At 60.7% G+C, this 13,121-nt stretch carries 12 protein-coding genes; 3 read left to right on the forward strand and 9 right to left on the reverse strand.

All coding sequences use genetic code 11. The annotated features are described in order from the left end of the window. Nucleotides 1–312 precede the first annotated feature (312 nt). A complete protein-coding gene (locus D9R08_RS19160; protein WP_158599016.1) occupies nucleotides 313–498 on the forward strand; it encodes a hypothetical protein in 186 nt (61 codons plus the stop codon). A gap of 106 nt (nucleotides 499–604) precedes the next feature. Here D9R08_RS19160 and D9R08_RS19455 read toward each other — a convergent pair whose 3' ends face one another. Together D9R08_RS19455 and D9R08_RS14920 are read right to left on the reverse strand one after the other, a co-directional pair. Beyond that, complete coding sequence (locus D9R08_RS19455) at nucleotides 605–2,722, reverse strand: Hint domain-containing protein (protein WP_233557500.1); 2,118 nt, start codon at nucleotides 2,720–2,722, stop codon at nucleotides 605–607. Between the two features lie 558 nt (nucleotides 2,723–3,280). Then, on the reverse strand, nucleotides 3,281–4,261 hold the full coding sequence (locus D9R08_RS14920) for an NAD(P)-dependent alcohol dehydrogenase (protein WP_121899054.1): 981 nt from the start codon (nucleotides 4,259–4,261) through the stop codon (nucleotides 3,281–3,283). A 97-nt stretch (nucleotides 4,262–4,358) separates the two neighbouring features. Here D9R08_RS14920 and D9R08_RS14925 point away from each other — a divergent pair, with 97 nt between their 5' ends. After that, a complete protein-coding gene (locus D9R08_RS14925; protein ID WP_121898874.1) occupies nucleotides 4,359–5,240 on the forward strand; it encodes a LysR family transcriptional regulator in 882 nt (293 codons plus the stop codon). Between the two features lie 518 nt (nucleotides 5,241–5,758). On the opposite strand, the gene D9R08_RS14930 is transcribed toward D9R08_RS14925, so the two are convergent. From D9R08_RS14930 to D9R08_RS19535, 6 genes are all read right to left on the reverse strand, one after another. Continuing rightward, complete coding sequence (locus D9R08_RS14930) at nucleotides 5,759–7,171, reverse strand: hypothetical protein (protein WP_147450701.1); 1,413 nt, start codon at nucleotides 7,169–7,171, stop codon at nucleotides 5,759–5,761. A 339-nt stretch (nucleotides 7,172–7,510) separates the two neighbouring features. Further along, nucleotides 7,511–8,074, reverse strand: coding sequence for a PqiC family protein (locus D9R08_RS14935; protein ID WP_233557502.1), 564 nt, complete (start codon nucleotides 8,072–8,074; stop codon nucleotides 7,511–7,513). Nucleotides 8,075–8,077: 3 nt separating this feature from the next. After that, nucleotides 8,078–10,141: a PqiB family protein gene (locus D9R08_RS14940; RefSeq protein ID WP_121898876.1), complete on the reverse strand. Its 2,064-nt coding sequence runs from the start codon at nucleotides 10,139–10,141 to the stop codon at nucleotides 8,078–8,080. After that, nucleotides 10,138–10,779 (reverse strand): paraquat-inducible protein A, encoded by a 642-nt coding sequence (locus D9R08_RS14945; RefSeq protein WP_121898877.1) that lies wholly within the window; start codon nucleotides 10,777–10,779, stop codon nucleotides 10,138–10,140. Before D9R08_RS14945 ends, D9R08_RS14940 begins: the two co-directional genes overlap by 4 nt. Then, nucleotides 10,746–11,426, reverse strand: coding sequence for a paraquat-inducible protein A (locus D9R08_RS14950; RefSeq protein ID WP_121899056.1), 681 nt, complete (start codon nucleotides 11,424–11,426; stop codon nucleotides 10,746–10,748). Before D9R08_RS14950 ends, D9R08_RS14945 begins: the two co-directional genes overlap by 34 nt. A 273-nt stretch (nucleotides 11,427–11,699) precedes the next feature. Then, nucleotides 11,700–11,822, reverse strand: coding sequence for a hypothetical protein (locus D9R08_RS19535; protein ID WP_267898156.1), 123 nt, complete (start codon nucleotides 11,820–11,822; stop codon nucleotides 11,700–11,702). 161 nt (nucleotides 11,823–11,983) lie between these two features. Between D9R08_RS19535 and D9R08_RS14955 the strand changes: the two genes are divergently transcribed. Next, complete coding sequence (locus D9R08_RS14955; protein ID WP_121898878.1) at nucleotides 11,984–12,649, forward strand: TIGR02453 family protein; 666 nt, start codon at nucleotides 11,984–11,986, stop codon at nucleotides 12,647–12,649. Nucleotides 12,650–12,658: 9 nt separating this feature from the next. Here the strand turns inward: D9R08_RS14955 and D9R08_RS14960 are convergent, their stop codons facing one another. Continuing rightward, nucleotides 12,659–13,096 (reverse strand): MarR family winged helix-turn-helix transcriptional regulator, encoded by a 438-nt coding sequence (locus D9R08_RS14960; RefSeq protein WP_121898879.1) that lies wholly within the window; start codon nucleotides 13,094–13,096, stop codon nucleotides 12,659–12,661. Nucleotides 13,097–13,121: the final 25 nt, after the last annotated feature.

Here is a 13,121-nt window from a genome sequence, read left to right on the forward strand (position 1 = left end):
AAATCGCCTGCCGGGCAATGAATGATCTGCGCTTCGCTGAAACGGCTTCTCTTCATCGTCTGTCTCCTCAGTTGGAGAACAGGCTAACCTCAAAGCGAGGACTTTTCAGGGGAGCAGGTCAGATATTTTGAGGTTGGAGAATGGCTATTGACCCTAGAGGAGCTAGAACACACAGCTGAGAAAAATCCGGAATTCAAGAGGATATGCTCGGAGACTTTTCGATCGATCCGAGCATACTTCGATGAGGAGTAAGAAGGCAAAGAGCTCTTCTCCTGCGTATGCACGATAACGGTTTCACCTCATTGGCGGGCTGTGACGTGCCCGTTTCGCCGCCTCGCCAGCCATCTGAGCGAGCTCTGCGACACCAATCCCCACAACCAGCCTCTCTCGGACGACACTTACACCTACGTCTATGACACCCGCGGCAGCCGGATCGAGCGGCCGGACGGAGAGGGCGGGACCTATTCTTACGATAGCCGGAATCGCCCGCGCTGCTGACAATCGAGAGTGATTTCGGGTCAGCTCAATCAGTCGAGATCACGTAACGCGCTGAAATCCTTGACGTCGCGTGGCGCTACGTGATCCGGGCCGACCGATTTTTGCCCTAGGACCTCAGCTCTAACTGGTGCGAAGGCTGGAGCGGCAAGTGGTGCTCGAAGATCGGCTTTGCGTTTTTCAGGTGCCGCTGCGTCAACAGCTTCGCTGCCATTCCGCGATCCGGCAGACGCCGTGCAGCGCTGGCGACGAAGTCCGCAGCGAAGATCTCCGGGAGCACCAGACGCAGCTCTTCCAAGGAAGCCGCGGGCAGAGCCTTGAGCGCCTCGGATCCTGCAAGAAGGCTCTCCGATGAGGCGCCGTTGGCGATAACGATCTCATGCGCATCGAGCATGAAATGCCAGTACTCGATCTCTTCCACACCTTCCTCAACCTCGATACCGGGCATGGACAGCAGTTTGACGGCCGGGATCAAGACCTCATAGCTGCCAAAAATGCGCTCTGCGATCTTGGATCGGACAAGAATCCGGTGCTGCGGCGAGGTAATCAGATCCTGCTCCGGCAGCCCTTCGGCAAGGGAACCGGCCCGGATCCGAATGGGACGCAGCTTGGGATTTGCCGCCAAGGCGCTCTTGGATAGCCGGTTCTTGCCGATCCAACGAATGGGCTGGAAGCCATGATCGGCCGTAAAGACAAGGTCGCCGGGGACAAGGGTTTCGATGGGGCGGTTGCCCCGGTCGGTCTTGATCATCGTGCCGCGGGTGAAACAGACCGCGGTGGCATTGGTTGCCACGTCGCCGTCCTGTCCGTTGGAATCGAACAGCGCCTCGACATCGAGCGCGCCGTTCTCGGTCCCGTCGGCCAAATCGAGGGCCCGGATGGAGTCCTTGTCGGTGATGACGGTTCGGCCATCATCAAGCATGATCAGATATTCGCCGGGGGCGGAGCCGCTTGGGATAATCGTGAAGCCCTGACCAGACCCGGTCGTGAGGATCAGATCGTCATCGGTGGAAGAGGTGTCATTGATCAGCGCCTCAAGGTCGACGCGCCCGTCCTCGGCGCCATCGCCAATGTCCCAGCCGCGCAAGCTGTCGCGCGACAGAAGGGCCGTGGTTCCGTCGTCAAGCGTGAGAATGTAATCCAGCGCCTCGTTTCCGGTTGGCGTGATGGTAAAGCCCTGGCCCGACCCGGTATAAAGAACCAGATCGTCGTCGGTGGAGCTGGTATCGTTGACCAGCGCCTCGAGGTCGACACGCCCGTCCTCGGTGCCATCGCCGATATCCCAGCCGCGCAGCGTGTCCTTGGCGACGATGGCGGTGGTGCCGTCGTCGAAGGTGACGATGTATTCCAGCGCATTGTTGCCCGACGGCGTGACGGTGTAGCCTTGGCCCGACCCGGTATAAAGCACCACATCTTCGTCGGTGGATCCGCTGTCGTTGACCAGCGCCTCAAGGTCGACGCGCCCGTCTTCGGTGCCGTCGCCGATATCCCAGCCGCGCAGCGTATCCTTGGCGACGATGGCGGTGGTGCCGTCGTCGAAACTGATGATATATTCCAGCGCATTGTTGCCCGACGGCGTGACGGTGAAGCCCTGGCCCGATCCGGTATAAAGCACCACATCTTCGTCGGTGGAGCTGCTGTCGTTGATCAGCGCCTCAAGGTCGACGACCCCGTCTTCGGTGCCGTCGCTGATATCCCAGCCGCGCAACGTGTCCTTGGCGACGATGGCGGTGGTGCCGTCGTCAAGCGTCACGATGTATTCCAGCTCGTTGTTGCCCGACGGCGTGATGGTAAAGCCCTGGCCCGAGCCGGTGACCAGACGCACATCGTCATCGGTGGAAAAGCTGTCGCCCAGCAGGATCTCGAGATCGATCTTGCCGTCATCCACACCGTCGGCGAAATCCCAGCCTCGCACATCGTCGCCCGATACATCGGTCCGGTCGATGATGGCGGTGGTGCCGTCGGCGAGGGTGATGATGTATTCAAGACCACTGTTGCCGGTGGGCGTGATGGTGAAATCCTGCCCCGAGCCGGTGAAGAACTCGACCATATCTCCGGAGGACGAGGAAATGTTGTCCAGCGCGTTGACGTCGAAGAACCCGTCGTTGTTGCCGTCCGTCAGGTCATAGCCCCAAAGATTATCGCGGGCGATGATGAAGGTCCGGCCGCTATCGGTCGTAACGATGAATTCGTTGGTGTTGTTTCCGGTGGGTCTAATCGTTGCCATAGTTACCATACCTAATTTTTTGGCCGAGAAGCCGTTGTTACCAGCCATTCTGGCTCTAAGAGGGAGGGTTCGTCTGGACCCTCATTGCCTGCTGCACGCTTGGTTCGCCGTTCGGTCGGAGGCCATTCTTCGGACGGTAAGGACCCGTCCGCCGCTCAGGTTTGCGCGAGCGGAGTCAAGTGAACGTCTCACCGATAAAGTCACGATCTAACCCTAACTGAGGGTGTCTTGGAAAAAGTCATTCCAAGAAAAAACGAGTAGGTCATATGTTGCCATTGCAGGCTGCCTCCTCAAACCATTACGAGTACGAGCCGAAGCTGCAAACCAACGCCTGCAGTACTGCCCGCACAACACTAAAACAACGCTAAGAATCGCTTAGCGCTGATAACTCTTTTCCTTAAACTACACGTTCAGCGCGTATTACTCAAGCGATATTCGCCCAAGTGCATTCAAAACAAACCGAAACTATAGCGGCTAGTGCATTGTTCCAGAACGCGTTCTTGATCTAGAGACAAATTGTTTCTAGAGCCTGCCGAGCTTAATCGGTTTGGCGCGCGCTCAAACGACGACGACGTTGCCGCGCTTGTGACCCGTCTCCATGTGGCGGTGCGCCTCGATCAGGTCGGCCAAAGGGTAAACCCGGTCGATGACAGGCACCAGCTTGCCCTCCTCGACCATCTCGACGAGGGTGCCGAGCATCGGGCGCAGGACGTCCGGTCTGAGCATCCCGGTAGCCGAGAAGCGCGCCTTGCGCGTGCCCGCAATCGCAGTGCGCATCATCGCGCCCAGCAGACCAAGGCCCAGCACCGGACAGACATAGCGTCCCAAGCGGGTCAGGCTTCCCTTGGCGTCAGCGAAGGACGAGACGCCGAGCGTGTCGTAGATCACGTCATACCGCTCGGCCTGTCGGGTGAAATCCTGCTGCCTATAGTCGATGACCCTGCTGGCCCCAAGCGACGCCACCATGCCAGCGTTGCGGGCGCTGCAGGTGCCGGTGACCTCAGCTCCCATTGCGGCCGCGATTTGCACCGCGGCGCTGCCGAGGCTGCCCGAGGCGCCGAGGATCAGGACCTTTTGCCCCGCGCGCAGTTCAGCCACCTCGCGCAGGAAGTTCAGCGAGGTCAGCGGCCCATCGCACATTACGGCGGCCTCCTCATGCGAAAGTGCCGCGGGCTTCTTCATCAACACGCCGGATGCGTCGAGGCAGATGTGGCTGGCATTTGCCCCGAAATTCAGCCCCGCCTCGCCGAAGACGGCGTCGCCCACGGCAAACCTGTCAACATCGCTGCCCACGGCGATCACCTCGCCCGAGAGCCCGGTGCCCGAAAGGGTGTGACGCGGGCGGCGCAGGCCAAGGAAAAGACGTGCAAAGCGGGGCTGCCCGGCCCGCATCATGCCATCGGCGCGCGTTACGGCCGAGGCGCGGATACGGATCAGGATCTCGGTGGGGCCCGGTGCCGGAACGGGCCGGGTCACCGGGCTCAGCACCTCGGGGGTGCCATAATGATTGATGCTCCATGCAGAGAGTGTTGCGGTCATGGTGGACTCCTTTCGGTTCGGTTGCCCTGTCTCTATCGGACCGAATTCCATCCGAATATTGCAGTTCATGAACCACTGTGGTTCATAATCGATCCGCATGGTGGATTGGAAATCTCTTCCGGCCTTTCTGGCCGTTGCGCGGGCGGGATCGTTGCGCGGGGCCGCCGAGCAGCTTGACGGCACCCACGCGACCGTGCGCCGGCAAGTCGAGAGCCTAGAGGCGCAACTGGGCGTACAGCTGTTCCGGCGCAGTGCGGGCGGGCTCGAACTGTCGGCGGCGGGCCGCAAGTTGCTGCCGCAAGCGCTGGAAGCCGAAGCATCCTTGCGCCAGGGCTTCAACGCCGTTCGCGGGCTGGACAGCGAGGCGGCGGGGCGTATTCGCCTGTCGGCCGACCCGATGACCGCGCATTTCCTGCTGGCGCCGGTTCTGGGCGAGTTTTTGGCGCTCTATCCCGACATCCACATCGACATGAACCTGTCCTACGCCATCGACTCGATCGAAAAACTTGAGACGGACGTCTCGATCCGCCATGTGCGCGATCTCACCGGCGATGCCGTGGGGCGCAAGCTGTTTCCCTTGTCGATCGGTGTCTTCGCCTCGCGCGGCTACATCGACAGGCATCTGCACGATGCCGGTCCACGCGGCGAAGGGTTGACCTGGCTTGGCTACGGCGAGGTCCCGGAATTGCAGGCGATGATCTCTGCCTCACCTTTTCCACGCGCGACGGTACGCCATGCCATCGCCGATCCGGCAATGCACATGCACCTTGCCCGCGCCGGGGCGGGGATGAGCTTTCTGGCCGCCTGGGTGCAAAGCGTCTTTCCCGAGTTGCAGCGGGTGCCGGGAACCGACCTCGACCAGAGCCGCTCGACCTGGGTGCTGATGCACGGCGACCTGCGCCGGGTGCATCGGGTCCGGCTCTTTGTCGATTTCCTCTACGAGAGCCTGCTCGAGCGACGCGCGGACTTCATCGGCTGAGTGCCGCTACAGCGTCGACACCCATTGGGTATCGGCATGCTACGCCCCCTGCAGGTGGATATGTTCCATGGCTGAAACTTTGCGGCACTCGTCGGTCCATAATGTTTTCAAATACTTAGGGTGGAGAGGTTCGACATTAATCCCGTTTACTCCGCCACCTACACTTCGCGAACCCGAGACAAGGTCTTTGACAGGGCCTTTTTCCCTTTTTGGCTCGAAGGAGTTGAGCGACGCCGCCCGACTTTGAGAGACTGGCCGTTGGCTCGAAATCGGTCTCTGAGCGCCCCGCGTCTCTTTCAACCTGCCTTCACCCAAATCGAGACGGATTCAAAAGATTTGCTTTTTCAGATGCTTGTCGAAAACTGGTTGCGCCGCAGCTGAGGCAGGTTCAGCTGCTGTCAATGGGAACGGAGACACCCGAAGCCTAACCCCCGGGCGGGGACACTTCCGGTAGCGCAGCACCGGGGCACGTCACGACTAAAAACGAAACTGAAGTTAACAAAGTCTCAAATTCGCCATCAGCCGAATGGCTTTCCGTTTATGGGATAATGCGCAAGCTCTGGCGCTATCTCACGCACAATCCGCTTGAGTAGCTGATCGTTTTTCTGGGCCTCAATGGGCACAGCCCAGAACAGAGAAAGCAAGTCACGTGAATTGTACAGTGAAAGACTTTCACATGCGATATCGGCCTCAAGAGCAACCTGTGAATGCCAACACCCCATCCTATGCTCCCAATAGAATAGTGACGTAAGCTCTACCGGGCAGCGAAAGAATGCTGTATCCTCGCAAAAAGTACGGAAGGCGTTTTCATTTTCCTTAGTGTGCAGGCTTGGATCGTTTGACCAAAGCCTGACCAAGTCATGAGGCGACTTGGGATCGATCTTTCGTCCTTTGTAGAACATACGCCCGATTTCACTCAAGTTGGATCGAATATGGACAGGCTCTTTTGTCGCGGAAAGCGCAAGCCTTCTATATGCCCATGGAGCGGGTGGTATATGTCGATAGTAAGTGTTAAATTCATTCACCTTCAAAAACTCTTCCGGAGCCGCTTCAAGATCCGAACGAGTGATAGAAACATGGTTGAGATTAAGGTCTCTCGCCATTGTCTCTGCTGCCAGACGATCTTGCTCTTCGGCCGGTTTGTCTTGGCCCCGACTGTAGGTCATGTAGCGAGCCAGACCGCCAGAAACCGCCAAGGTTACACGGGAATCAAGGCCGGCAGTAATTGAGACAAAGCAATCAAAATGTCGATTTATCCAACGATAGGAACGGAAAAGAAGGTCGTGAATGCGCTCGGCGCATTCGCTCTCTTCGATCTCCTCTATGCCGTATCTCGGCCAAAACCTCTCAACGCGCCGGCATTTGAGGTTCAGCTTAGTGTTGGGTGTCAATATTTTGGTGCCTTGGAAAGGGGTAAGATTTCCAGGAAAGCCGAACTTATACTGCCGCGTGTCTTTGGGAGTTCGCACACTTTTATTCTGCTGAACTAGGTGGGCGTGGGAGGAAATCAGGAGTTCCGATTCCGTCGAGTAGAATGCCGACCTCATCCCAGTGGCATCGGTCAACAAGCAGCATTCCCCGTCGTCGCTTGCATAGGCCAGAACGTATCTTCCATTTGTCGCGGAAATGCGCTCAAAGAAAATATGTTCTGACTCTGCAAGGCCCTCCGCCAGATAGGTCAGTACGTCATTTCCAGAAAGACTCTCCATTTCCGGAAAAAAGATGGTTCCAAGACACAATAGGCTCACACCTGAATGAGAGACCTGTGAGACTTGCAATAGCGGATGTGTACTTACATAATAGCCCCCGAAGCGCACCGTATGCCATTCCCTCGGAAGAACAGATTTCGATTCGGATACCAGGTAACCCCGGGCATAGAGCAAATGCGAAGAGTTTGGATATTTCTCTTCGATTTCTCGGATACTAAGCAAAGGTCACTCTCCTGTCGAACGGCCCGCGCAATCCATGTGTTTCACCTAAATCCGGTTTTAGCATGATGCCACGTAATACGGATAATTCTGATTCCACCATCAGCGAGCAGTCAAACCTTGTCCACCCAGCGACGACTGTCAGCCCCGGGCTAGCTACTAATTTGCGACCGACAGATCAGAAATAGTTCTTCCCTCGTACCAATCCAATCTCTCACGCGCCCGCACTCGGACCGTCGTCTGACCGCCCCGGCGCAGCCCCCTCGCCTGCATCTCGTACCGCCTGTGACCCTGCTGTCGGTCGGTCCGCCGCAGGCCGGGCACATGTGTCCCGCTCTTGGACTATCGTGCGATGCTTTCGGCGATCCTGCTCGACAGGGCGGTCAAAGCACGTCCCAAGGCGTCGGCGACCGATTGCGGGTCGGGCCCGGCATAGGGCTCGACAATCTCGAAACGGCGGAGAAATTCGCGTGCAGCACCGCTGCGCGAGATCACCGCGAACTGCCCACCCAGTTCGAATTGCCCGTCAGCGCGGGCGACCATGCGATCGATGGTGACCTGTACGCTTCTGTCGGGCCCGTCGAACAGAGGCCAGGGCTCGGCCGCGACCGTGGCCGTGGTGCCAAGATCGAGCCGCCGCGCAAGTGCCTGGGTGATGCCGGTTCGCGGATCATCGGCCCAAAGCGCCCCTCCGACCGGGCGCAGTGCGCCATCGGCCTCCTGCACCAGAATGTCAGCCTCCGCCACATAGGCCGGCAGGATCACATCGCGCACCTCCAGGCTTTGCGCACCAACTGCAATCGGCGCCGCGGGGGTGGTGACCGGCGGCACTAGGAACAGGTCCTCATTGCCGCCGCAGGCCGCAAGCGACAGCACCAGAAGGAATATCGAAATCCGGGTCAACATGGGTCAGCGTCCAGTGATCAGGGAACTTGGGTTGCGTTCGATGGCCCGTGCCAGTTGCGCGATGGACCGGGCCGCAGTGGTAATCTCGCGCAGGACGTCCATCGTTTCTCCCATGAATGCGGAGCGCGCGCCATAAGCTCCGACAAGGGTGTTGATCCGCGTCAGAACGGCATCGGTCCGCTCGACAAGGGCCGGCAACTCCTCGGCGGCTGCGCTTGTGGAGGCCAAAGTCGTGTTCAGGCTGCCCACCACATCTGCCTCGCGCAACTCGGCGACAAGCGCTTCGAGTTCGACGAGCGAAGCCGAGAGATTTGCCGGAACCTCCGCCATGCCCTCGCTGCTGATGAAGGCATCGGCACTGGCCAACACGGAATTTGCCGTGGTGATCAACGCCTCGATTTCAAGCTCCGCGGCGGTTTCCGAGAGGGCGCGGAGGTTGGCCATCACCTCCGGCAACACCGCAGAGGCCTCGGTGATCGGGCCCATCGCCTCGTCCGCCTGTGCGATGACCGAGGTCAGCGCGGCGATGGTGCCGCCTTCGCGCAGTTCGGCAAGGATCCCGCGCAACTCGGCAACGGCGGCGCGCGCCTCCCCCGGGATCGCCTGCGTTTCGTCGCCGCCGACCAGTTCGCGCGCCTCGGTCAGCAGCGCCACGACCTCCTCCGGCACATCCCTCAGCGCCGGATCGCCCGCCAGCCCCTCGATGCTGGCCAGCGTGTCAATGGCTTGGCTCAGAAGTTCCTCGAACGGCAGCGCCGCCACGCGTTCCAGCACACCCTCGGCGGTGGTGTTCACATTGGTCTGCTCGACAATGATGGAGGGCATGACCGGGTAGGGATCGGCCGCCACCTCGAACCGAGCAGGCCGGGCATCGTAATCAATGGCAAACTCGATCCGGGTTTCCGACGAGATCAGACCCGCAGTGGAGAGTCGGGCCCGCAAACCATCGGCCACCTGTTCGGCCAGGTATTCGTAGACCTCTTCGGCCCCCGTCCCGATGGGGAAGCCCATGCGGCCCGGGTCCAGCACCAGATCGACGACCAGCCGCTGCTTTGACCCGTCCGCAATCTCGACCGACTGCACGGTCACGGCGGTCACTTCGCCGATCTGGTCGTTGGCCATCACCACCTGCGTGCCGGGGACGAGGCCGCGTATGTAATTGCTGAACTCCACCGCGACAGGCACTTCCCCGATCGGGGCCACGTCGAATGCGCTCGCCCGCGCGGCCTCCTCGGATTCGTATACCTCGAACACCGCGTCGCCCTCGACCGGCTGACCGTTGGAATACACCTCATCAAACTCGATCCCGCCGGTCACGAGCGAAGCAAGGCTTTCCACGTCCAGCGTCAGGCCATCCGCCCCGAAACTGACGGAAAACCCCGAACTGTCCCAGAACCGCGATGCCTGTGTGATCCGCTGGTCGTGAGGGGCGTCGATGAATGCATCGACGGTAATCGAAAGCCCGTCCTCGGTGAGATCCGGCTGTTCCAGGCGCCCGACCTGAATGCCCCGGAAGGTCACGGGCGCCCCGCCCTGAAGCTGAATGCCGGGGCTGACATTCAGCGTGATCCGGCGCCCCTCGTCACCGGGCAGGACGAAGAGCGGGCTCTCGCGGCCGTCGAAACTGCGCATCGCACTCTCGGGCCGGCTATCCCAGGCACCCTCGATAAAGACGCCGGACACGACCGTGGACAGGCCGCTGACCCCTTGGGTGGATATCTCCGGGCGCACCACCCAGAAAGTCGCATCCTCGTCGAGAAAGGGCAGCACTTCGTTTTCAACCCGGGCCTCCACGATGACCGTTTGCAGATCGGGGCTGAACCTCACGTCTTCCACCGTTCCGATAACCACATCACGGTAGCGGACCGTGGTTTCGCCGGCCGTGACCCCGGCGCCGTTCTCGAAGCGGATCTCGATCAGCGTGCCGCGGTCCGAATAAGCCTGCCATGCGATGCCAAGCGCCACGGCAAGCGCCAGAACCGGCACCAGCCAGACGACCGACAGGTTCCGAAGGGCCGAGCGGTTCGGCTGATCGATCTCCGGCAAGGGCGGTGTCTGATCCGTCATCTGGGCCGCATGTCCCCGTCAAGCCATATGGTCTTGGGGTCGAAGCTCTGCGCCGAAAGCATGGTGAATGCAACCGAAAGCGCGAAGCTTATGGCCGCGATGCCGGGGTTGATCGTGGCCGCAAAGTCAAGCTGGACAAGCGCGGCCAGGATCGCGACCACGAAAACGTCGATCATCGACCAGCGCCCGATGAATTCCACAACCTCGAACAGCCGATGACGCGCATGAACCTGCATCATCTCGCGCCGTTCGACACTGATGGCGAGATAGGCGATGGCGAAGAACTTGCCGATGGGGATCACGATGCTGGCCACGAAAACCACCAGCGCCACCCCGTAGGAGCCGTGATGGATCAGGTCCACCACTCCTTCGAGGATCGTGCTTTCGGTCGTCCGGCCGAAGGTGTTGGTGCGCAGCATCGGGTAGATATTCGCCGGAATATACACGACCAGCCCGGCAAGCAGCCATGCCCAGACCCGCTGCAGGCTTCGATCCGGCGCATGGCCCGGCAGACGCCACCCGCAGCGCTGGCAGCGCCCGGGCGCGGGGACATCGTGGACCCGGCCGCAATTCGGGCAGCCGACCAGACCAGCCGAGCGCGCGGTCACCATTGGCTGCGCTGTTCGAGCGTTTTCCATATCGTCAACCGGCACATGAATGTGTCCTTCACCGCAGTAATCAGCACCAGCGCCACGAAGGCCCAGAAGGCAGGGCCGAGGGACAGATGCGCAAGCCCCGCCACCTTGATCAGCGCCACGGCCACCCCGACGATGAATATCTCCGCCATCGACCAGGGTTTCATACGCTCCGCCAGCCGGAAAACCGGCACCGCCACGCGGGCGGGCCGCCAGCCGAAGGCCATGGGCGCAAGCACATAGATCAGCGCCAGAAAGCGCGCGAGCGGCAGGATCACGATGAGCGCGCCCACGGCGATCGCCAGGCCCACGAAGGGCCCGTCTGCAAAGACCAGAACCACGTCCATGATCGAGCTGCGCTGCGTGATGCCCGCCGCCGTCAGCTCCAGAAAGGGAAAGAAGATCGCCGCCAGCATCAGAATGACGGATGTACCCGCCAGCATCACGATCCGTGTCATCGCCCCGTCGCGTGGCGCGGTCAGAACCGTATGGCAGCGCAGGCATCGCGCGCGCGCGCCTTTCGGCACATCCGGAAGCTGATAAAGCGCGTCGCAGGTCGGGCAGGCAACCAGATCCTCGACCGGCGGAAAGTGGCCGGGGGGCGTCGCGGCGGACCGGCTGGTTTCGGAGGTGTGAACCTGATCAGACATGGGACATGTGACCTGCATTTCTTGCACTATGTGGCAGAACCCGGGGCCGCTCTGCGCGGAACGCATGGCAAGATGCGAACCTGCCATTTCGAAAATCTCAAGATGCAGCTCAGCATTGCGCGCCCCACCAAGGAGTGCAAGGGCGCTTGGCTCTACCAGTTTTTTGGGCTGGGACACAATGCGACCGTGCAGCGGTCCGCGCATTCGGGCACGGGCGCAACTGCCCGGGACGCGGGTGAGGTCACTGAGGTTTGCAAGTATGTCCGGCGTGACCTAGGCCACGATCTTCACATCGCCAAGATCCGCCTGTTGCAGATGGCGCGACGCCACCCGCAACAGCGACATCGCGTCCGGGCCCGGCCCGTCCACCACGAATGTCAGGGAGGTTTTCTTCACGCGCACATGCCGGCTGCTGCCTCGTCAAACCCGACCATGGAGGGGATCTTTCCGAGCCAAACGCCCATTGACCGCAATGCCGCAAGCAGCCCGCCCCCAGGGCTTGAGGTATCCCGGCGGTACAGGTTCACTGCAAGGGACAGCGCAGAGGGAGCGGGAAGATGAGCGAGGGGTTCGAAGACATGGTCAATGCGGCGCAGGCATTCTTTGCCGAACTCTCCTGCAATAATCGCAAGGACTGGTTCGAGCCGCGCAAGACGCATTACGTCACCCAAATCAGGAAACCTGCGGAATTGTTCGCCGAGTTGCTGGCCGAAGATCTGAGCCGGCTGACCGGGGTTGCCCATGCCCCGAAACTGTTCCGCATTTATCGGGACGTGCGCTTCGCCAGGGATAAATCGCCCTACAACCCGTGGCTTCACATCCTCTGGCGGCCCGCAAGTGCCGACGGTCTTGCACCGGGCTGGTTCTTTTCCTGCGCATCGGGCGAGCTGGTTCTGGGCCTGGGCGTGGTGTCCCTGAAAGGGCCGGCGCTGACCCGGTACAGGGAATGGATCGATACGCGCGGCGATCTGGTAGCAGACGCGATGACGGAGGTTGCCCGCACATCCGGCGCGCAGATCTCCAATTTCGGGGACGCGTCGCTTAAACGGGTGCCGAAGCCTTATGCTGCCGATCATCCCCATGCCGATCTGTTGAAACGCAGGGGCATCGCAATGATGGCGCCGCTCCCCGCCACATGGCGCAAACGCGGTCTCCTCGTCTCCGCCCGCGATCAGGCGAGCGACATGCTGCCGCTCTGGCGGGCCTTTCACGACCATCTCTAAGGCCGCCCCTCACGGCAGGCGGGCGATCCGGGTGAGACAACGGCGCAACACCGCCTCCTCCTGATCCGTGAAATGCGCCGTCATGGCGCTGTCGAAACGTTGGGCCGCGCCAAGCAGATCGGCAAAGACACGCTCCCCCATCGGGGTCAGACCAAGGCTTTCCAGGCGCCGGTCGGTCTCCAGCACTTCCCGCGACAGATAGCGCTTGCGCTCCAGTGCGGCCACCGCGCGGCTCACCTTGGTCTTGTGAATGCCGGAGCGTGCGCAGATCTCTTTCGCGGTCATCGCGCCGAAACGTCCCAGATGAAACAGAACCCGCCATTCCGTCCGCAGCATCCCGTAGCGGCCCTTGTAGTGCTGCTGAAACTCCAGGCTTGAGGCCTCGGCGGCCTGCGTCAGCAGATAGGGCAGAAAGTCTTCCAGATCGAAGGTGGCTTTTTGGGTCATTCCGACAGACTAGGCCTTGTTAGTT

Origin of the sequence: Rhodophyticola porphyridii (assembly GCF_003688285.1) — a bacterium.
Classification (GTDB): Bacteria; Pseudomonadota; Alphaproteobacteria; order Rhodobacterales; family Rhodobacteraceae; genus Rhodophyticola; species Rhodophyticola porphyridii.

Excerpts from the sequence above, each read along its gene's own strand:
- D9R08_RS19455 (WP_233557500.1), bottom strand. The coding sequence starts at position 2,722 with ATGGCAACGATTAGACCCACCGGAAACAACACCAACGAATTCATCGTT.
- D9R08_RS14920 (WP_121899054.1), bottom strand. The coding sequence starts at position 4,261 with ATGACCGCAACACTCTCTGCATGGAGCATCAATCATTATGGCACCCCC.
- D9R08_RS14925 (WP_121898874.1), top strand. The coding sequence starts at position 4,359 with ATGGTGGATTGGAAATCTCTTCCGGCCTTTCTGGCCGTTGCGCGGGCG.
- D9R08_RS14935 (WP_233557502.1), bottom strand. The coding sequence starts at position 8,074 with ATGTTGACCCGGATTTCGATATTCCTTCTGGTGCTGTCGCTTGCGGCC.
- D9R08_RS14940 (WP_121898876.1), bottom strand. The coding sequence starts at position 10,141 with ATGACGGATCAGACACCGCCCTTGCCGGAGATCGATCAGCCGAACCGC.
- D9R08_RS14945 (WP_121898877.1), bottom strand. The coding sequence starts at position 10,779 with ATGGAAAACGCTCGAACAGCGCAGCCAATGGTGACCGCGCGCTCGGCT.
- D9R08_RS14950 (WP_121899056.1), bottom strand. The coding sequence starts at position 11,426 with ATGTCTGATCAGGTTCACACCTCCGAAACCAGCCGGTCCGCCGCGACG.
- D9R08_RS14955 (WP_121898878.1), top strand. The coding sequence starts at position 11,984 with ATGAGCGAGGGGTTCGAAGACATGGTCAATGCGGCGCAGGCATTCTTT.
- D9R08_RS14960 (WP_121898879.1), bottom strand. The coding sequence starts at position 13,096 with ATGACCCAAAAAGCCACCTTCGATCTGGAAGACTTTCTGCCCTATCTG.